Below are 17,217 nucleotides of genomic sequence, written 5' to 3'. Positions count from 1 at the left end.
TTTCATAGTAACCCAAATCGACATTTTTGTAAATTGTTTCAAATAAATCTAGAAACATCTTCCTAGGTCTGATAGACTATTTCTATCTAATACATAGGAGGAATTACCTTGAGAAAAGCAATGCTATTACTATCCGCTCTAATGCTTGCAGCAGCCTTGTCAGCTTGTGGAACGGAAACAGCAAGTACATCATCTACTACAGAAACTAAAGCTGAAGCTCCAGCAACAGAAACAGTAGCAGCATCGACAGAAGAAACACAGAAAGAAGAAGTTAAAGCTGAAGAAGTAGTCGAGAAGGAAGAAGATAACGTTCCACGGGAATATAAAGCCGCATTGAGATCCGCAGAATCATACTCTGAAACTATGCACATGTCCAAGGCAGGCATATATGATCAGTTAACATCTGAGTATGGAGAAGGGTTCCCCGATGAAGCTGCTCAATATGCAATTGATAACATTGTGGCTGACTGGAATGAGAATGCTTTGAAAGCCGCACAAAACTATGCAGAGACTATGAACATGTCAGATTCGGGAATCTATGATCAATTAACATCTGAGTATGGAGAGAAGTTCACCGCAGAAGAAGCGCAATACGCAGTAGACAATCTTAAGTAATATCGGAGGTAGCCTCTAATGAAAATCGGATTACGGAAGTCTAGTCTAAAAAAGCGCCTGTCAGCTCGCACAAGCATTAAGCGTCAAATCGTACACCGATCAGGGCTGAAAATGCCGAGAGGTTATGGATGGCTCCGTAATCCGAAACGAGCTTTATACAACAAGGTGTACAATAAAACAACGTTCAGTCTCACTAGTTTAATTAAAAAGATGTTTAAATAAAAAGATGTTTAAATAAAAATAAAGCCCTATCAGCATCGTAGCTGGTAGGGCTTTTGTATTACCAAGCGATTGGGATTATTTTGGTGTGTCTAGTCTTGCTGTCAACGTTTCTTTATCCCACTTGACCTCAGCTCCTGGGATGTTATTCCCCGCAGCTCTCAAGGGTATCAAGACTGTGCCTCCGATAAGTATAGCCCCCTCAATCTCCTTGCCGTTTACTAAAGCAGTTACTTCGTTCTCCGGTCTAGGCGTTTCCTTAACAGGAGAGTTGAACAAAGTAACCTCGGCCTTCCTGCGCCTCACCAGTCCGTTTGACACTTTACCCCCTGCCTTATTATATTCTGGCATCTTTGCGGCAATTTGAGCCAGTGTACGCGGCGCAACGCAAAGCTTTTTCAGGTTAGATTGACCAGTGTTGTAACAGAAGCTTACCAGCGCATCGAACTGGTTCTGATTCAACTTATTAGTAAGAGGTACATAGACCGGGTTGTTTACGTATGCTTCATACCTAGCCAGATCTGAAATTAACATAGCGTCCGCCTGTGCTTGAGTAATTGTTTGTCCTGGTTTTACATCAGACCCATAATGCCCCCAGCCGATTGTCCAATATTCCTCATGTGCGTATGGCTTGTACGCAGTCAACTTGCAGCCTTCAAAAGATTTAATCAGATCAATGCCCACCTTAGATATTTTAAACATTTGTACCAGCTCCTTTATCGTTATTGCCGCCTTTGCCCTTTAGCACCTCAACCGCCTGTTTGATTACTGGTGGAATTGGCGCGCCCAGTTTGCCGCCGTTTTCGATCAACGACAATAGCTCGTTTGCAATGTAAAAATATGCGACCGTATCCCTGAATAAGTGACCATCTCCCAGGATGCCATCCACCAAATGACCCACGGCGACCATGGCAAAGATGAACACCTTCCGGGCAATCCCGATCATACCAATTTTGCTTTTTAATTCTCCGCTTGCTCCGGCTGCTGCAACGCCTGTCACATAATCAAAAATGATTAATACCAGCAACACACCAAGCAATCCAGACCAACCACCAAAAAAATATGTTGCTGCACTACCCACTACGGCCACCATCCATTTACCTAATGTCTCCAACTCATTTCCCCCTGAACTCAATATGAAAAGCCCCCTGACCACTCCAGAGGGCTTGATACATCTAATAATTAAAATATTGATACGCCGCTACTATGAATAATTACTTCCGTCAGACCATAATTCATTTTGATCGACTCGATAACCATTTTTTGACTGATTTCCTGAAAGGATAATCCAGCTTCAATTCCAGCCATGATAATATCACCAAACAAATCCTTGAAACCTTCAAAACTAGTTTGGATATACTCGTTCCAAACGATTACTTTCCCAAACACCGGACTGATATCCTGTACGTCATAATGATCATATATATACTGTTCCAACTCATTCATAATTAAAACCCCGCTCTTCTCGATGTAGTAAACGATCTCGAATTAGTTCCTCGATTAGTTGCTGTAAAAATAAAATCAGTTGCGTCCCCCTGTCCCGCTACAGTCCAATCATTTTCCACATCAACAGCAACAGAAGAATACGTTACTATACGACTATAATTAGATATTAAAATTTCAGTGGACACTTTTGTTCCAGGAACCCTGGGTATAGCTACAGTAGATGATACGGGAACGCTTATGCTTTCAAATCCGGATGAAACCTTCATCGAAGGCACAGGAGCCGCTTGAACAGCAAACGCAGGATAAATCCCAGCAGGAAAATTCTGAACTGCATTACTCGGCGTTATGCTTGTGGTTGCCCTCTCAGCTAGTGTGCCTGTAACTAATCCTGCATCTGTGCCAATTGACTTACCCGCCCTGACATCACCAGCAACCGCAGTACCATACTCACCCCCTTCACCCTGTAAGATAAAAGCCGTTCCATTGTATACCAGCGAATATACCGAGTTAGCCCGCAATGAATTTGCAGTCATAGCAGTACCGTTTGACTTAAGAACACTCTTCGCCCCGAGTCCATTAATATTGATTGTCACAGCCCCAGTATTCGTGGCGTTAATTTTAATAGTGATTCTTAACCCATCCACATATGCCCCAGGCGCAGGCGATAGAGTGACAGCATAGGCATTTCCGCTATTGGTGGTTGTTCCGTATCCATCTCTATTGTTGATGATGGTCTGGGCTGTTTGAGCTGCCGTCACTCCTTCACTGCCACGATCATATGCCGCTTTAACAGCTTTTGGAGTAGACGCTCTATCTTCCAACTCGCTATCCGTTGCACTTGACAACTGTGTCTTACCTTTTTCGGTTAGTGAAGCATCCGGGATGTCAGCATTTTGGACATCTTCTTGGAGTTGAGTAATATCGTTTTTAATCGTTTCAAATTCTGTATCAACATAGCTTTTCTCTGCCGCTTTTTCTTGCAGCTCCTTCAGCGCTAGGTAACTCCAGTTTAAGTGCCAGTTGAACCATTGAGCCGGTGGTTTCATACCTGGTTGAAATCCCGTCTGTTTCTGAACGGATGAAGGCTCTACGCCTGTTGCATTCCACTCAGGCAGTTTTTGTGTAAATGCCACATAAACAACTCCTTCCTATATCGGTAAATCTGTATTGGTACTCGCTTGATACACTGCGCCCAGATCCCCGCCGATTGTTGCATCATTAACGTCACCAAATCCCGTTGCTGAGTCGTATGATTCTGGCAATCCGCCAAACTCAAACGTGCCCTGAAGCTCAACGCTCTGAACACTCACGCCAGCCGCTACCGTTTTAGCTATGATCTGTACAAACTGGTTCAGCTCAATGCCGGAAGAAGCCAGCCTTTCAAGCGGTAAACGCATGAGCGATATTGCAGCCGGTTCAGGGTCTAGTGGGTCATGGAACTTTTGAGTGATTTTGATATCTGAGTAACTAGCACCCACGGCCAGAGCGATTACCCGGATAATCGTGTTCACGTCCCCTTTGCTCAAATTACGAGCAATTTTGGACTTGATCATGATGCGATACACATCATCGGATGCCGCCCCGCGTTTCTGACCAACGTTGCCGCCGATCAGATCCAAGGTTGTACCCTTCGCCTCGTCAATGTCTCGCCAGTGTTCAATCTGTTCCAGGTCTGACTTCAATTCATTGATTGACTCACTCACGATACGTAGTAATTTGCCAATGTTACTGTCTGGATTTTTCGTGAAGACATCGGTTAATTTACGGATTAAATCAGTTGCTGAAATCATCTGTAATCACCTCAATCCAATCGGATGCAGTCTGCGCAACCTGGAACACTTCAATCGGGATATTGGCCGCCGTGAATGTCGTCCCATCCTGTGAAAGTTCCAAGGTTACATCCTCAACCCCTGCAATCTTATAGATGGTGGATACCAGACGCATCAGGATAACATCATCGTTCATAGATAATCCTGCATATACCGTCCCATCTGAGTCTGTACCACCGATAAACTGCGCCAGTGCAGAAACCACCTGTGCGTCACCATCTGCCGGATATGATGAAGTTTTATAGATGTGAGCCTTGATATGGATCGGTACCACCTCAGCACGAGAAAATGATACAGGTTGATTGTTGCCGCTTAGATCCTTTAAAACTAAAGTTGTATCCCCATAGGACTCTATCCCGGCTGAGCCTACACCAAGAATGGCCGCTGCAATCTCCGAATCCTGCCCACCAAGCACGTAGACCTGATAGGACTTTGGAGGCCGCCCAGCCGAATCCACTTCTTTAGAGCTATTAATAATGACAGCCGCAGCACGAACGCCAGGAACACGCAATACAGCTCCCCTTATGCTGTCTCCTGTTGCCGATCCACCGCCTGCAACTGAAAGACCAAACAGCTCACGAAATTCTGGGTCTGTCTGTTTAGCACGTCCACCTGTTGTAGCTGTTGTATTGGTTACTGCTGTTACATCAGGATTGGGATTGACAACCACGCTAATTAGTCCAGCAGACACGTTGCTGCCTGTACCCGACTCCATAGCCTCAATAGGTACTATCGCTTTACCTTCTGCGTTAAAGACGGCTGGATCAAGCGTCTCAAACTGGATGCCTCCTTCTGTGGAAATTAAGAACCCCTCTGCCTGTGTGTATCCCGGTGTGCCAGTCAATGTAACCGAGCCTCTTGCATACTGATCCAGAATACGTGATACACCTACATACGGCCCCAATCGATCCAAGCTGTTACCGCTTGCTGTGTTTACGTAGCCACTGTAATATACTTGCTCGGCCAATCCATGGAGAATAGACATAAACCAAGCCACAATACGTAGGATGATACCCAAAGGCGATTTCTCGCTAGTGTTCACCTTCTCGCCCCACGCTTCCTTGGCCTTGTCTTCCATTTCTTCGAACAGGTCTACAAACCGCTTCCGTTTAAATCCGTTTTCATCCAACACCGATTTCCACCCCCTCCTGCTCTATGACTTCACCATTGGTGCCAGTAGCTACAAAAGCAACCGTCATAACCCTAGCCCTCCGGTCAATACTGAAGGTGATTTCCTCCACACTCTCAATACGTTCATCATCTAGAAGCGCTCGGTTAAGCTCGTCCCTCATTTCTTCCTCGTCCACCGACTTCCCGGTAAACAGATCAAAATCAATCCCTAACTCCGGGTTTAAAAACCATTCGCCTGTTCTCGTGCCTAACGATATCTCACAGCACTGCGCCAGCTCTTCCGTTTCCTCCACTAGCAGCAGCTCACCGAATTCATCAAATTGAATATCCCCATCGATCAGCCTAAGAGACTGCATCCAAACACCCCCACGATAACAGCGTCATTTCGATCATGTGACCTGGACGTATCCGGTTTTGCAACAGAGCCAGTCAAGGCATTACGTATCTCATTGTCAGCAAACTGCACCATAACAACGTCGCCTGGACGAAGAGAAGGCTTATACTCCTTTTCCACTCCATCCACTTTGTATCTGTGCCCCAATGCTTGCACATTAAGGATCATGGCCGGATCATCTGTAGATGTCCGCAATAAGGGTTGTACATCTGCTGTACATGCAGCCTCGTCAAACTTGACCACCTTACACGGTGTGCCGCAATGTATATTGCTCATGGCTTGCTCGATCAGAGACGTAAGCAGCTTAGCCAATGATGCAGCCGGATCAACTTTACTCAAATGATCGCCTCCATGTCCGTTTTAAAATCCCCAGTACGGGAAAAAGTGTGAGAACCTCCCCGGACATGCAACCTCCCCGTAAACACTCGGCTTTTAAGGTCGATTGCCGAAGCGGTTGTAATCCGATATTGCAATTGGGATGAAAGGTTGTAGCCTTTCGCACCTTGCTGTTCAAAGTAAGCAGGAGAGCCAATTAATCCTGTGTCAGAATTAAGCTTGAACAGGTCATCAGCTCCACGGCGAAGACTGCGAACATACAATTTGCCTTTGTTGATATAGCAGCTCGTCCCGCAATCCTTGCATATCTTGGTTATGATGTCTGTCACCGCGCCTTTGGCGCTGTATCCGTCCTGGTATCGGTAATCTTGGTTTAGATCCATTTGGGCAACAGGCAACCCAATATAGGCTGCCATTTGCTTAATGATTGCACTGCCCAAGGTGTTTTTCGCATAAGCAATCTCTTTGACCACACGCTTGGATAAGTCCACACCATCAAGCACCCGAATCGTCGTAATCTTATCTACACCTGACCAAGCAGTACTCACGTCAGATATGTAACCGTGCAGGATTACGCCAATGTCACCTTTATAGCCTGCATTGACCATCAGCACCTTGCCGCGCTTGATGTTATTTAACGTTGTATCAGAGAGGTTCCAAATCTTAATTTCAGCCTCGTTAGGTAGTGGGTCATTATCAAACGGAATGGAACCTTCAATGTTGTAATTGTCCATTGAAAACTTCATCCCCTCGGTCATGACCTCGACCACACGGCCAAAGTTATTCTTCATCCTCATCACCTTCAGTATCGATTAAATACAAAAAGACGCTCTCTGAGAGCGTCCGCCAGTTCACTTCTGATTCCGTTTCCGATTGATCATATGGAACGATCGGCACTTTCGGGAAACGATTGTCCATGACGTCATAAAAAAGCGTTGTGCCATATACAATCTTTTCCCCAGTAACAAGCGCTTCCCCGTCCTTTTCTAAATCCACCGTGAAGTAATCAAATTGTTCATTGTATTGCACCTCAAACGTGAACAACTCGTCCTCTAAGGAGATATCGAACCGGTAGGGAACAAGTTCCTTTTCAATATCAACGTATTCCATAGCGCCTCCTAAGACCAAGGGCTTCCAGGCTTGAACTTAACCTTGGTTACTGGTTCCTTTGATTTTGTCTTTGTTTTGGTTTTGGTCTTCGTCGTTGTTTTCGTCTTAGTTTTTGTCTTTGATTTCGTTTTGGTTTTGGTCTGTTTAACGCCTGAATTGACTATTTTTATAGCCTGAGCTTTAACAGGTGTAGGTAGCTTCTCAGCAAACGATGAGGTAGCAACACGTACCTCTGTCATTGTGAAGGTGATTGTAAACCCATTGGCTATCTGGTTCGTGTGTCCTGTTGCTAATCCCGATATGATCCCAGTAAAAGCCATGCGGCCAACGTACTTCACAATCTGGCCGGAGTCAGAAGCTTTTTTAAGATACGCTAGTACCTTGGATGCTCCTGACCCAGCCACCACACCTGTAATACCCATCGTCCGCGCTTTGCGCTGAACATGATCCATCATATCAATATCTTTTTCCACAGGCTGTGTGGTGATATCGACATCGAAATTCGGGCTTTCTTGCTCAACTAAGATGTAATGTGAATCGACTTTTGCCATTAGATCCCCTCCATATCAGGGACGGGCAATCCCATACGCCTAAAGGCTTCTTCAATTACTTCCTGCACCTGACGTTTCACCTCAGAAGCAATATCGGATGCAGCAGAAGCAGAGCTCCTATCCCCCTTCACATCAATATTAATATCAAACTTGAATGCAGCCCCTTGTGATGCTCCACCTCCAGTAGCGCGTGCAGGAGCCAGGCTTTTCGCTGGCGCTAAAGCAGGTCGACCACTAACATCTGGAATAATTTCTTCCGTGACATTAGCCGATGCACCAGACACACGATCCTGAGTGTTTTCAATCCCTCGTGCCAGACCCTCACCCGTGAAAAAACCCACTTCCATCATGACTCGGGACGGTGAATGGATACCCAAAATGCCCTTGATCTTGTCCGTAATGCTGTTACCAATGTCCTTCACTTTATCGACTACAGCATTCGCCATACTGCCGATACCGTTTATCATCCCTTCGATGATGTTTTTACCAATATCGAAAAGGTTGATTCCAGATAGGAAACTGGTGATTCGATCCCAAATCGACTTAATGCCATCCCAAATAGCTGTTGCCTTTGTCTTTACCGCTGTGACCAGACCTGTGAACATATTCTTAATGAAATTCCCAATCGCTTGGAAAACTGAAATTGTTCCAGCTTTAAGTGCCTGCCACTTAGACACCAGCCAATCCTTAATTGCTCCCCAGTTCTTGAAAACAACAATAGCCGCAATAATTACGGCAATAATTGCAGCCACAATCCATGTTATCGGGTTAGCCCAAAATGCGGCGTTCATAGCCCACTGAGCCGCAGTCATTGCCCAAGTTGCAGCAGTAGAAATGACCATAACCGCTTTTTGAGCCGTCCACGCAACCATGGTCGCAGTAACGGAAGCCACTACAGCCCATCCTTGAATTACATACCGCACCATTGCAAGAACCATTTGACCCGTCATTACAGCAGCGTTAGCAGCTATCTGCACTTTAGATAACAGGAAAGCTCCTGTCATTCTTGCACCTGTAATCATAGCTTGCACACCGGTTGAAACCAACGCAGGAATCAGCAACGTGGTAATGATTCCTACCACAGCACCAATCGTCCCTTGGTTATCCTCTAACGTCTTCTTGAAATCCTGAAATGTGGATACCGCCTGATCCTTAAATTCCAGAATCTTAGGAATGAAATCATTGAATGTATCGTATGCAAATTGGACTGCGTTGCCTGTCCAATCTAACGCCGCGCCAATGCCATCTCCTATTGCATTCCCTACCGCCTCTATCATCGGTTTGTTATCGGCCATCCACTGCCCGAACTGGTTAAAGTATGGCAATAGCTTTTGTCCAATAGGTATTAGGATTCCGGTCTCAAGCTGCCTACTAAACATGGCAAACGCTTCGCCAGGCTTCTCGAATTTGATTTTGTTTAGCTCGGCCAGTGCGTCACCAGTCGAGCTAAATTGGCTTGTGGCTCTGCCCATCCCTTCAACTACCGTTGCCTCTAAATCCTCAAACTGAGTACCTAGGAGCGATACACCAATCTGATTTTTGAGAACAGGGTCTTCCACATCAGATATCATTTGCAATATCTGTGAGAATGCCGCTTTAGCCTGTGGTCCACCTTTGGCGAAGGTCTGCATCATCGTATCCGCATTTAGACCCAGCATTTCAAAGGCTTCAACGGACGCTTTACTCCCGTCTTTAGATCGGATATTAAATTCCTTTACGGCATCACCAATTTTGTCTAATTGGAATACACCTTCTGCTGAACCAGCAGCAAAAATATCAAACATATCCTCGGCATTCATACCAAGTGACTTGAATTGGTTGGCGTATTCGTTTGCGCTGTCCATGAGTTCGTCCGACTTGTTCAAACCCTTTTGCGTTCCCTGTGTCAGCAAGTCATATGCCTGTTCAGAGGTAATACCGAACTGTTTCATCATCGTATCCACGGATTTAATGGATTCGTTGATTTCATAGCCGAATGCATCTCTTAAAAGCAATGCACTCTGCGTTGTGGACTCCAATTCACTGCCTGTCTGCCCGGTAACTTGTTGAACTGCAGAAATCGCACTGCCTAAATCGTTCCAATCTTCGCCAAAGTTCTGATTGTACAGATTCGTAGCGACTTCCCTTGTTGCTTCCATCTGTTCAGCGGCTAAACCCGTAGCCTGCTGTATATCAGACATCGCACTTTCAAAATTGGACGCTGCCGCAATACCAGCAATCCCAAGTCCGGCCATTGCGGTTATACCCGCAGCTCCTAACCCAATCACGCCTTTGGTCAAGGTAGAAATTTTCTTATTACCTTCATCCAGACCCTTGGTGTTAAGTTTAAAACCTACGGCAAACATGAGGTTGCCAATGATACCTCCTGCCACCTCAAATCACCCCATTAAAAAGCAAAAAGCGCCCAAAAAGGACGCTATTTCTTTTTATTTTGTTTATTCATTTGTTCGATATGGATATCAAGTGCAGCATTGGCTTCAGCCAAATCATCCGGGTCCATGTTATCCAAATCACTATAAGTGATTGACATGTCCGATAAGAGCAGTCGCCACAACGGCCAATTTTTCTTCGCCCGCTCTCGTGCTTCTCTATCAGTAAGTGCCATAGTTTTATTCCTCAGATTCTCTTCCTTCATCAGATTCAATCAAATCGTCATTACCTGTAATAAATGCGTAAGCCTTGCCTACGAGTTCACCCAGCTCCTTGAACCCTGCTGGGTCTTTGAAATCCTCCATCTTGGTCTTAGGTTCAACAACAACGTGAGAAAGCATCTCTTCTGCCAACCGCTCGTCAGAAGCTACACCATGTTTGTTTTTAATACGGTCTGTAATTTTCGTCACTTGACGAACGCCAGGGAACTGAAGCATAAATTTATTTCCTGCTTTTGTGGTAATTTGTTTTTGTGCAAAGTTCGACATTTAAAATCATCCTTTTCTAATGTGGTTTTTATTAGCTGAACAAAATGTCCATGCATGTAATTTCGTATTCTCGATCCTCAGCCTCGTTACCATATGTTCTTGTTGCAGGCTTTTGAACAAAGGCTTCCGTCACTGTAACTGTCTCTTTAGGTGTACCAGAATGAATAACGGTCACAGGAACAAGCTTACCGCTGTTTCCAAGCCCGTCCATATAGGAGACCTGTGGGCTTGTCGGAAGAAGTGTAAGAGTGATAGTCCCGAGTGGATTGTTAACTTTCGTCCTGAGGACATCCCCTTGGGCACCAACCTTGGTTTCGTAATTGTTCTCATCCTTCTCGATCTCAACCATATCTTCTGAGAATGCAGTAAGATATACGCCACCAATGACCACGCTGACATCTTTAGAATCGTAAGTAGTTGCTGTCATAGTCGATTATCCCTCCTTACTTGCGAATCACTCCGCGAATAGTAGATTCATGAATTGCCCCAGCCAAATCAAACCAAAAAGACCCACCGTTATATTTCCGTTGTGCCCGGTCAGCCGGGTCAGTTTGGGCACGGGTCAGGAACGTTGTTCCATACATTGGTTGCCCGTCTTCATCCGCAGCAATGATCCCCTGGTTAAATCCTTGCTGAAGCACAGTACGCGTCTCACTTTCCAGTTGAGCAATACCCGCATCTGTAAAACTCACTTTGCCAGTGTTGGCAAACAGAATTTGAATGGCATACTCGATGTTAAAACGAATGTAATCCTTAGCATGAATGACATCGATCCATTCACCAGACAAGGTTTTACCTTCAGACGTTTGGTTTCGCCCTGCTTTCGTTACGTATGTGATAGCCCCTGCGGTATGAATCTCACGCAGCTCCGTGTCCGTAATATCAAGTGGCGCAATACCTTGCAAGTATTTGAATTTCCATGTCACAGATCCCACCGGTGCAGAACCGACACGGCCGACCAAAGCAGCTTCAGGATAATTTGAAATATCGATATGATAAAAAGCTGTAGTGCGACTGTAATTCTTAGCCAGCAACAGCGCGACATCAGCAAGTGTGGAAGAGCGTGTAAAATACTCTCTAGAATTGTTTTGTTCAATCGCCGCAGCAAAAGCATCAACATCCGCTTGGGTTGTGGTTGTTGTAATCAGGAAATACCAATCTTCTTTCCACAACCGCCCCAGTACATCGTCGATTGTCTCCGGTTCTGTACCCGTCTTCTGTCTTGCAATGGCAATCTCGACAGGAGAATCATCACCCTGATTCAAAAGCGCGAACGCTGCCTTATATTCCTCCGTGGTTTCGGTATAATCCAGTTTGACGCTTGCCAGATCGGTGTATGTCTTATATGGCTTTCCTACAGCAGCAGAACCCAAAATTAACGGTTTACCAAACCCAAGACGCGGTGTAGGTGTTTCGATTTCAATAATGACATTTACGTCTTTTGCCAATGGTCTCAACCCCTCACTTGTACCGACTCAATCGGTGTATAATCTTCTTCAATTACGTTTTTTGCTCGCAATTCAATTTCAAACCCATTTCGACGCTCCCATTCGTTACCTAGCTGCACGTCATTGTTGATGGACTCTCCAACAGTCACGACAACTGTGTTAACATCGTCTTTGAGAACCCGATGTCCGGCAGTTAAGAACCAATCTCGCGCCCGATTAGCCAGCACTACGGCACCAAGTCGATCATGGGCATAGCTTTGAAACGTCACGCTAAGCGTCACGTCTCCTGTATGCACCATTTTGTCATCTTCGAGGGTTACGGCCATGTGACCACGAACGCCACTCTCATCGGAAAAGTCGTAGCTCATAAAAGGAACCGGAGGAACCTTATTCACTCCGTCAATTTCAATGACTAGCACACCAAGAGCGCTAGACAACCCCTCTATCATGCTCTTTCGGATGGCTTCAAACTGGATCATGCGTGCTCACCCTCTTTAGCCGATACTCGTTGACGTTGCTGTACTGGTTCCAATCCGAGTCCGTTTCCACGGTGTACTGTTTTCCTTGATGTTCGACAACATCCCCGGATTCATGCTCATATGTCGTCAGTAACAGCCTGTCGTCTACTGTGTAACGCCCTCCATCAGTTTGGGTAAGTTTATCCCCTAATGCCTGTATCGACCCTCTTAGGTCAATTCTCTGCGTCTCAGGAGGTTGGTAGACTCCCACAGAGTTCCATTTCCCCTCACCTTCACGGATTAGAGTGTATGGACGCTCATACTTGCGCAGAGTGCGTGCTTGGTTAAATCTCATGGCTACCCTCCTTTGCGTCGAACAAGGAATACGATAGAGTCTCTTAAATCCATATCAGCCTGTAAGAGTCGTTTCCCCTTTTTGTATCGAGCATAAATTGCAGATATGCCCGGCTGCTTGATTCGGTCAAAGTTCTTGACCACGCGCTGCTGTCCGACTTCACCAATTTCATGAAGCAGAGAGTCAACCGACTTATTACCAAGTACAATCTCAGTAATGCCAGCTCGGACAAGCTTGGCAATTGCTGCCTGAGCCTTTTTCTTGCCAGTTCCAATGAATGACCGTGCAGGGATGTTCATCTTTGCCGATCCAAATTCATGCACGGCTGCAATCATAGCCAACTCAGCGTTACCTTGAACCCCTATGACTACCTCTTGATCCACTAAAGGACGCACCCGATCCACCAGAACAGATAAATCCATATCCCCGGTGTATGAGACGTTTGCACGCCGCACACTTCGCCGTCTTTTCGCCATATGTCACTTCACAACTGAATAAGAGCTTTGACCGCACCTGGCAAGCCTCGACCCTCATCCTTGTAAGTTACGGATATGTTACCTACCCGCTCGCTCGTTACGCCCTGTTCCCTCATCAACGTTTGAGCAAGCAACACACAAGCCAGCTCATATTTTTGCGGCAGTGTCGAAGCCGGAGCGTCTATCTCATCGCTTGGAAGGATATACCCGGCTAAATATTCCACATCAATTAAACGAGCGCCACAAGGCCATCCAGAGCGTTTGAACAGCATCCCGTGTTCCGACTCGATCTTGAAAGAGTCTGTCGGTTGATCCTTATCATGAATGCTCAGCTCAGAGACTGCATGGATTGGGAAATTTCGAAGCCGGAGGAACTGGGTTCCAGAGCCGTCCAACGTTTGTTGGTATGTCTTGTATTCGAAGCTTCGATTACATTCCCGTTCAATCCATTCAGAAGCCGCAGCTAAGGCGGACAACAGATAAAGATCCTGTGATGTGTCGTCCAACGGAATGGACATCATGCCTTTAGCTCTTTGCAGTGTCGACAGCATCAGAATCACCGCCTGCTGGAACATCTGTCTTGACCTTGTCTTTATCTGAATCATCCGTTTTGGATGGTTTAGGTAAGGATTGACCTTCGTCATCCTCCGCAATGACACCCGCAGCCCTCAAAACATTCGCACGTTTCTGGTCAGCAGGATACAAAGTACCAGGTTCAATCAGATCATTCGTTTGTTTATCGTTAAAAGCAGAGATTACCGTGTAATTCAACGTTTCACTTTTAGCCATTGCCGTTGCCTCCTATAAGGCCTGGTAACCCAGGCCACATATATAAGTTGATTAAGGTGTTGGAACGCCCAACTTAATGAACGGAGAAACTTTATAACCATTTGACATCTCAAATGGTGCGTTTACCCACGGCTTGCCGTCTACGTTCCAGAAGGCTTTAATAATCGTTTTGTTCTGCTTGAACAATGGATGCTCAGAAGCTTGAATGAAGATACCAGATCCATCTTTGATAAGGTAATATCCCATATCTCCGAGTACCAGGTCACCGGTTGCCCCAAGAATCGGCGCGTTCTCTTTAAATCTGATTGGGTACCCAAGGAGTGTTCCAGTCATTTTGTCCGCAATGTTAGGCTGGAAAATCAAGTTCCCTGCCTCATCCTTCATGGTAAGAAGTTGCGGCAAAATGGACTGAGAAGCTGCCCAAATTAATGCGCCTCCTAGTTTTGCCTGAGCAATCATAGCAACGACGTCAGGATAGGTAATCAAGTTGGCTGTTTTGCGTGGAACTGTAATAGCTGCTGGTGAAACCATCGCGCCATTCGGTTTCCCAGTACCGTTACCGTACAAAAATGCATCATCCTCGGCTGCAGCAATTGCACCACGGAACAACTTGGTAATAATCGTGTTAACAGCCGGAGCATTCCGCAACAACTTGTCAGTAACGACGATGTGAGCAGCTACTTCATGAGGCGTCAATGTCAAGTCTCTGAATTTAGCGTTTGTTTCCGGTTTTTCATCACCTTCACCAATCCAGTTGACCTCTACGCCACCGTACATGTTGGAACCAGCTCCTTGATCAAGCGCAGGGAACGTAGTGCTGGAATCTGGTGCGGTTTCATCAGCAGGAATTACCAATGCACGCGGACGAACAACGGCTTCCTCTGGTGTAATTTCAAACAGTTGCGCCGAAAACTTAGGAGGCACAAAAACACCGCCTGAAGCTTTTGTTCCCGCAGCCATCTCGCGGTACTCTTTCAAGCGTGGGTCATACGGATCAGACCGATAGCACGAAATCAATTCCCCCAAGCTGCGGAATTCACTTTCATGTGCTGGATCATCAGGCGTGTGTTTTGCGCCACCACCACCCATGGCAAACTGTTGGGCACGTTCTTCCAACTTAATTTCATCTTCCAAGGAACGAGCTTCCGCTTCCATGGTCGTGAAATTCGTTTCCTCATCATCAGAGAAGCCGCGTTTCTCCGTTTGTGCCAGCACAATCAAGGAACGCATTTCCTCTTTTTTTGCAGCGAGTTTTTTTCTCAATTCAATAAGATTTTTCAAACAATCCATCTCCCTTATAGGTTCAATTTTCTTAATCGCATTTCTAGATCATTAGCAATGGCTCGCTGTTCTTCCTCGTCATCTTTGGTCGTCTCAGTAGTTGGCCGAGATTGAAATGTTTCTTCGGCTGAGCGAATGCCTACAGAGGACTGAGGATAAGCCGGGGTCGTAACCGGGCTGACTTCGAATAGCTCTGCTTCCTTAATGGTTCGAATGGGCATATCGGGATTTGTTTCCTCATCCCACTCCTCCCCTCCGGAAACTGCTCGAAAAATAAAAGACGATCCTCGCACGTCCCCGCGCTCAATCGTCTCCACATACTTTTCCGCCCAACTCGGCGGTGTGATTTCATATCTCAGACCAATGTCATCCTCAGCAACGAGCAGCGTACCAGGTGTTCTCCCCAGAATTTCCCTTGCATCATGCTGCCATGCTGCATAAACATCCGGGTTAATCAAACTGGCCGCAAATGCCCCACGCTTAAAACGCTCTTGGAACATACCGTAAATCGGATGTGATAACTGATCCCATCTAACGGCATAACCGATAATCTTTGTTGGCTCACCCTCAACTTTGCGAACCTCCAACTTACTCTCCTGTAGGATTAGTTCCCGCTGCTCCTTCGTCTTTTTCTCCATTTTCGTTATCACCTCCTTTAGGTGGAATCGGCTCAGGTGGTGGTTTCGCCTGATTTTTGTAATATTCGTCAAGCATATCGAGCGGCAACATGTTAAGCGGTACATAGTACCGATCTCCGCCCTCGATCGGATTATCATTTTCCTTTTCCCGAATGTCATTTTGAGAATAAACACCGATCATGAACATTTCCTTGTAGAATGCTGCCCGTGCAGAAGAGTCCCCACGAAGCAATCCTTCAACAAGGTGTTCAGCGAAGAATCGCTTTTGTTCGTTTAATGAAAATAACTTCCAGTTGATGGTCTGTTCCCATCTGATCAGCCACGGCCTGAGTGAATGAATAACAAAATCCGTGGACTGTTGCTCGATGTTAGAAAAGGAAGCCCGTTCAAGGTCTGCCATCATGTGCGGCGGCACGCGAAATACCCGAGCAATCTCAAGAATCTGGAATTTCCTCGTCTCCAGAAATTGAGCATCGTTCGGTGGAATCGTGTTTTTAGAAAATGTCATGCCCTCTTCAAGCAACATGAGACGGTGAGCCTTCCCTAGTCCTTCGTATTTCTCTCGAAGGGACTTTTGAAGCCTTTCAAAGGCTGCATCTGATAATGTGCCAGGAAGCGTTGCGACAGCACCCACGTTTGTTCCATTCTCGAAGAAATCCGCCCCGAACTGTTCCGTAGCAAGCGCCAGCTCTATTGCTTGCCGCGCCCAATGAATAACAGATACGCCTTTGGTTCCATCGAATCCAAGTCCAGGTATATGGAACATGGCATAAAACGGAATGTTATGCTGTTTTCCATCCTTGGTTGTGACTCTGAAAAAAGGATCTCCTTCGGCTGTCTCCATGTGTTCGACCCTGTGAGGTGGAATAGGCCAAAGAGCCGTTATCTCGCCTGTTGCATCATATTCGATTTCCGCATAGCAATTACCCCAGAGCAAAATATGAGCCATCATGGTTTCACGGAAGGTGAACGCAGTCATTCTTGGGTTAGGTCTGTTCTGCAACAGATCAGCTATTTTATGTTTCGTCCGGACTTTGCCTCTTGGATTCAAGCGCTTGTAAACAGGTAACGGCAATGAAGCAACAGATTCAGCAAGTATCCTGACACAAGTAAGCACGGCTGTTGAACGCATGGCCGATGATTCTGTGACAGCAATCCCCCGGCCTACCGGAATGCCTAAAGCGTTATAAAGCCAGCGTTTCGGATTTTTCAAATCGCTTGAT

The 17,217-nt window shown here is 46.0% G+C and carries 25 protein-coding genes; 1 reads left to right on the top strand and 24 read right to left on the bottom strand.

Features of this window, described 5'->3' with window-relative positions; translation table 11 throughout:
* Positions 1-108 precede the first annotated feature (108 nt).
* Positions 109-615: an Ltp family lipoprotein gene (locus J2T19_RS03105; RefSeq protein WP_370874779.1), complete on the top strand. Its 507-nt coding sequence runs from the start codon at positions 109-111 to the stop codon at positions 613-615.
* A 297-nt stretch (positions 616-912) separates the two neighbouring features.
* On the opposite strand, the gene J2T19_RS03095 is transcribed toward J2T19_RS03105, so the two are convergent.
* The 24 genes from J2T19_RS03095 to J2T19_RS02980 all read right to left on the bottom strand — a co-directional run bounded on the left by J2T19_RS03095 (position 913) and on the right by J2T19_RS02980 (position 17,207).
* Positions 913-1,536, bottom strand: a complete 624-nt coding sequence (locus tag J2T19_RS03095) for a lysozyme (RefSeq protein WP_307213016.1) — start codon at positions 1,534-1,536, stop codon at positions 913-915.
* The gene (locus J2T19_RS03090; RefSeq protein WP_307213153.1) at positions 1,529-1,927 is read right to left on the bottom strand and encodes a phage holin family protein; all 399 of its coding nucleotides are present in this window, start codon (positions 1,925-1,927) and stop codon (positions 1,529-1,531) included. The genes J2T19_RS03095 and J2T19_RS03090 overlap by 8 nt, the downstream gene beginning before the upstream one ends.
* An 89-nt stretch (positions 1,928-2,016) precedes the next feature.
* Positions 2,017-2,280 (bottom strand): hypothetical protein, encoded by a 264-nt coding sequence (locus J2T19_RS03085; protein WP_307213014.1) that lies wholly within the window; start codon positions 2,278-2,280, stop codon positions 2,017-2,019.
* 2 nt (positions 2,281-2,282) lie between these two features.
* On the bottom strand, positions 2,283-3,413 hold the full coding sequence (locus tag J2T19_RS03080; protein ID WP_307213012.1) for a tail fiber protein: 1,131 nt from the start codon (positions 3,411-3,413) through the stop codon (positions 2,283-2,285).
* A gap of 15 nt (positions 3,414-3,428) precedes the next feature.
* Positions 3,429-4,070: a hypothetical protein gene (locus tag J2T19_RS03075; RefSeq protein ID WP_307213010.1), complete on the bottom strand. Its 642-nt coding sequence runs from the start codon at positions 4,068-4,070 to the stop codon at positions 3,429-3,431.
* Positions 4,054-5,241: a baseplate J/gp47 family protein gene (locus J2T19_RS03070; RefSeq protein ID WP_307213009.1), complete on the bottom strand. Its 1,188-nt coding sequence runs from the start codon at positions 5,239-5,241 to the stop codon at positions 4,054-4,056. The genes J2T19_RS03075 and J2T19_RS03070 overlap by 17 nt, the downstream gene beginning before the upstream one ends.
* Positions 5,231-5,596: a contractile injection system sheath initiator gene (locus J2T19_RS03065; protein WP_307213007.1), complete on the bottom strand. Its 366-nt coding sequence runs from the start codon at positions 5,594-5,596 to the stop codon at positions 5,231-5,233. The genes J2T19_RS03070 and J2T19_RS03065 overlap by 11 nt, the downstream gene beginning before the upstream one ends.
* The gene (locus J2T19_RS03060; protein ID WP_307213004.1) at positions 5,578-5,973 is read right to left on the bottom strand and encodes a Gp138 family membrane-puncturing spike protein; all 396 of its coding nucleotides are present in this window, start codon (positions 5,971-5,973) and stop codon (positions 5,578-5,580) included. The genes J2T19_RS03065 and J2T19_RS03060 overlap by 19 nt, the downstream gene beginning before the upstream one ends.
* Positions 5,970-6,761, bottom strand: a complete 792-nt coding sequence (locus tag J2T19_RS03055) for a phage protein (RefSeq protein WP_307213002.1) — start codon at positions 6,759-6,761, stop codon at positions 5,970-5,972. Before J2T19_RS03055 ends, J2T19_RS03060 begins: the two co-directional genes overlap by 4 nt.
* A complete protein-coding gene (locus tag J2T19_RS03050) occupies positions 6,751-7,080 on the bottom strand; it encodes a phage baseplate plug family protein (protein WP_307213000.1) in 330 nt (109 codons plus the stop codon). Before J2T19_RS03050 ends, J2T19_RS03055 begins: the two co-directional genes overlap by 11 nt.
* Positions 7,081-7,088: 8 nt before the next feature.
* Positions 7,089-7,631, bottom strand: coding sequence for a phage baseplate protein (locus tag J2T19_RS03045; RefSeq protein ID WP_307212998.1), 543 nt, complete (start codon positions 7,629-7,631; stop codon positions 7,089-7,091).
* A complete protein-coding gene (locus J2T19_RS03040; RefSeq protein WP_307212996.1) occupies positions 7,631-10,003 on the bottom strand; it encodes a phage tail tape measure protein in 2,373 nt (790 codons plus the stop codon). The genes J2T19_RS03045 and J2T19_RS03040 overlap by 1 nt, the downstream gene beginning before the upstream one ends.
* 44 nt (positions 10,004-10,047) lie before the next feature.
* The gene (locus tag J2T19_RS03035) at positions 10,048-10,236 is read right to left on the bottom strand and encodes a hypothetical protein (protein ID WP_307212994.1); all 189 of its coding nucleotides are present in this window, start codon (positions 10,234-10,236) and stop codon (positions 10,048-10,050) included.
* Positions 10,237-10,240: 4 nt separating this feature from the next.
* Positions 10,241-10,549: a hypothetical protein gene (locus tag J2T19_RS03030; RefSeq protein WP_307212992.1), complete on the bottom strand. Its 309-nt coding sequence runs from the start codon at positions 10,547-10,549 to the stop codon at positions 10,241-10,243.
* A 31-nt stretch (positions 10,550-10,580) separates the two neighbouring features.
* Positions 10,581-10,976, bottom strand: a complete 396-nt coding sequence (locus J2T19_RS03025; RefSeq protein WP_307212990.1) for a phage structural protein — start codon at positions 10,974-10,976, stop codon at positions 10,581-10,583.
* 16 nt (positions 10,977-10,992) lie between these two features.
* The gene (locus J2T19_RS03020; RefSeq protein WP_307212988.1) at positions 10,993-11,997 is read right to left on the bottom strand and encodes a DUF3383 family protein; all 1,005 of its coding nucleotides are present in this window, start codon (positions 11,995-11,997) and stop codon (positions 10,993-10,995) included.
* Positions 11,998-12,002: 5 nt separating this feature from the next.
* Positions 12,003-12,476 carry a phage neck terminator protein gene (locus J2T19_RS03015; RefSeq protein ID WP_307212986.1) on the bottom strand — a complete coding sequence of 158 codons (474 nt, stop codon included), beginning with the start codon at positions 12,474-12,476 and terminating at the stop codon, positions 12,003-12,005.
* Positions 12,463-12,810 (bottom strand): hypothetical protein, encoded by a 348-nt coding sequence (locus J2T19_RS03010; RefSeq protein WP_307212984.1) that lies wholly within the window; start codon positions 12,808-12,810, stop codon positions 12,463-12,465. Before J2T19_RS03010 ends, J2T19_RS03015 begins: the two co-directional genes overlap by 14 nt.
* A 2-nt stretch (positions 12,811-12,812) precedes the next feature.
* Complete coding sequence (locus J2T19_RS03005; protein WP_307212982.1) at positions 12,813-13,286, bottom strand: phage virion morphogenesis protein; 474 nt, start codon at positions 13,284-13,286, stop codon at positions 12,813-12,815.
* A gap of 8 nt (positions 13,287-13,294) precedes the next feature.
* Positions 13,295-13,837 carry a head-tail connector protein gene (locus tag J2T19_RS03000; RefSeq protein WP_307212980.1) on the bottom strand — a complete coding sequence of 181 codons (543 nt, stop codon included), beginning with the start codon at positions 13,835-13,837 and terminating at the stop codon, positions 13,295-13,297.
* On the bottom strand, positions 13,812-14,075 hold the full coding sequence (locus tag J2T19_RS02995) for a hypothetical protein (protein WP_307212978.1): 264 nt from the start codon (positions 14,073-14,075) through the stop codon (positions 13,812-13,814). Before J2T19_RS02995 ends, J2T19_RS03000 begins: the two co-directional genes overlap by 26 nt.
* A gap of 51 nt (positions 14,076-14,126) precedes the next feature.
* On the bottom strand, positions 14,127-15,338 hold the full coding sequence (locus J2T19_RS02990) for a phage major capsid protein (RefSeq protein ID WP_307212976.1): 1,212 nt from the start codon (positions 15,336-15,338) through the stop codon (positions 14,127-14,129).
* 32 nt (positions 15,339-15,370) lie between these two features.
* Positions 15,371-15,994: an HK97 family phage prohead protease gene (locus J2T19_RS02985; protein WP_307212975.1), complete on the bottom strand. Its 624-nt coding sequence runs from the start codon at positions 15,992-15,994 to the stop codon at positions 15,371-15,373.
* Positions 15,945-17,207, bottom strand: coding sequence for a phage portal protein (locus J2T19_RS02980; protein ID WP_307212974.1), 1,263 nt, complete (start codon positions 17,205-17,207; stop codon positions 15,945-15,947). Before J2T19_RS02980 ends, J2T19_RS02985 begins: the two co-directional genes overlap by 50 nt.
* Positions 17,208-17,217 lie beyond the last annotated feature (10 nt).

Source organism: Paenibacillus tundrae (assembly GCF_030812775.1).
Taxonomy (GTDB): Bacteria; Bacillota; Bacilli; order Paenibacillales; family Paenibacillaceae; genus Paenibacillus; species Paenibacillus tundrae_A.
Note: the sequence above shows the minus strand (reverse complement) of the source record. Positions and strands in the feature narration are given on the sequence as shown.

Coding starts and splice junctions, on each gene's coding strand:
- J2T19_RS03095 (WP_307213016.1), bottom strand. CDS start 1,536: ATGTTTAAAATATCTAAGGTGGGCATTGATCTGATTAAATCTTTTGAA.
- J2T19_RS03025 (WP_307212990.1), bottom strand. CDS start 10,976: ATGACAGCAACTACTTACGATTCTAAAGATGTCAGCGTGGTCATTGGT.
- J2T19_RS03000 (WP_307212980.1), bottom strand. CDS start 13,837: ATGCTGTCGACACTGCAAAGAGCTAAAGGCATGATGTCCATTCCGTTG.
- J2T19_RS03035 (WP_307212994.1), bottom strand. CDS start 10,236: ATGGCACTTACTGATAGAGAAGCACGAGAGCGGGCGAAGAAAAATTGG.
- J2T19_RS03065 (WP_307213007.1), bottom strand. CDS start 5,596: ATGCAGTCTCTTAGGCTGATCGATGGGGATATTCAATTTGATGAATTC.
- J2T19_RS03090 (WP_307213153.1), bottom strand. CDS start 1,927: ATGGTGGCCGTAGTGGGTAGTGCAGCAACATATTTTTTTGGTGGTTGG.
- J2T19_RS03015 (WP_307212986.1), bottom strand. CDS start 12,476: ATGATCCAGTTTGAAGCCATCCGAAAGAGCATGATAGAGGGGTTGTCT.
- J2T19_RS03075 (WP_307213010.1), bottom strand. CDS start 4,070: ATGATTTCAGCAACTGATTTAATCCGTAAATTAACCGATGTCTTCACG.
- J2T19_RS03055 (WP_307213002.1), bottom strand. CDS start 6,761: ATGAAGAATAACTTTGGCCGTGTGGTCGAGGTCATGACCGAGGGGATG.
- J2T19_RS02985 (WP_307212975.1), bottom strand. CDS start 15,994: ATGGAGAAAAAGACGAAGGAGCAGCGGGAACTAATCCTACAGGAGAGT.
- J2T19_RS03050 (WP_307213000.1), bottom strand. CDS start 7,080: ATGGAATACGTTGATATTGAAAAGGAACTTGTTCCCTACCGGTTCGAT.
- J2T19_RS03085 (WP_307213014.1), bottom strand. CDS start 2,280: ATGAATGAGTTGGAACAGTATATATATGATCATTATGACGTACAGGAT.
- J2T19_RS03005 (WP_307212982.1), bottom strand. CDS start 13,286: ATGGCGAAAAGACGGCGAAGTGTGCGGCGTGCAAACGTCTCATACACC.
- J2T19_RS03045 (WP_307212998.1), bottom strand. CDS start 7,631: ATGGCAAAAGTCGATTCACATTACATCTTAGTTGAGCAAGAAAGCCCG.
- J2T19_RS03030 (WP_307212992.1), bottom strand. CDS start 10,549: ATGTCGAACTTTGCACAAAAACAAATTACCACAAAAGCAGGAAATAAA.
- J2T19_RS02995 (WP_307212978.1), bottom strand. CDS start 14,075: ATGGCTAAAAGTGAAACGTTGAATTACACGGTAATCTCTGCTTTTAAC.
- J2T19_RS03010 (WP_307212984.1), bottom strand. CDS start 12,810: ATGAGATTTAACCAAGCACGCACTCTGCGCAAGTATGAGCGTCCATAC.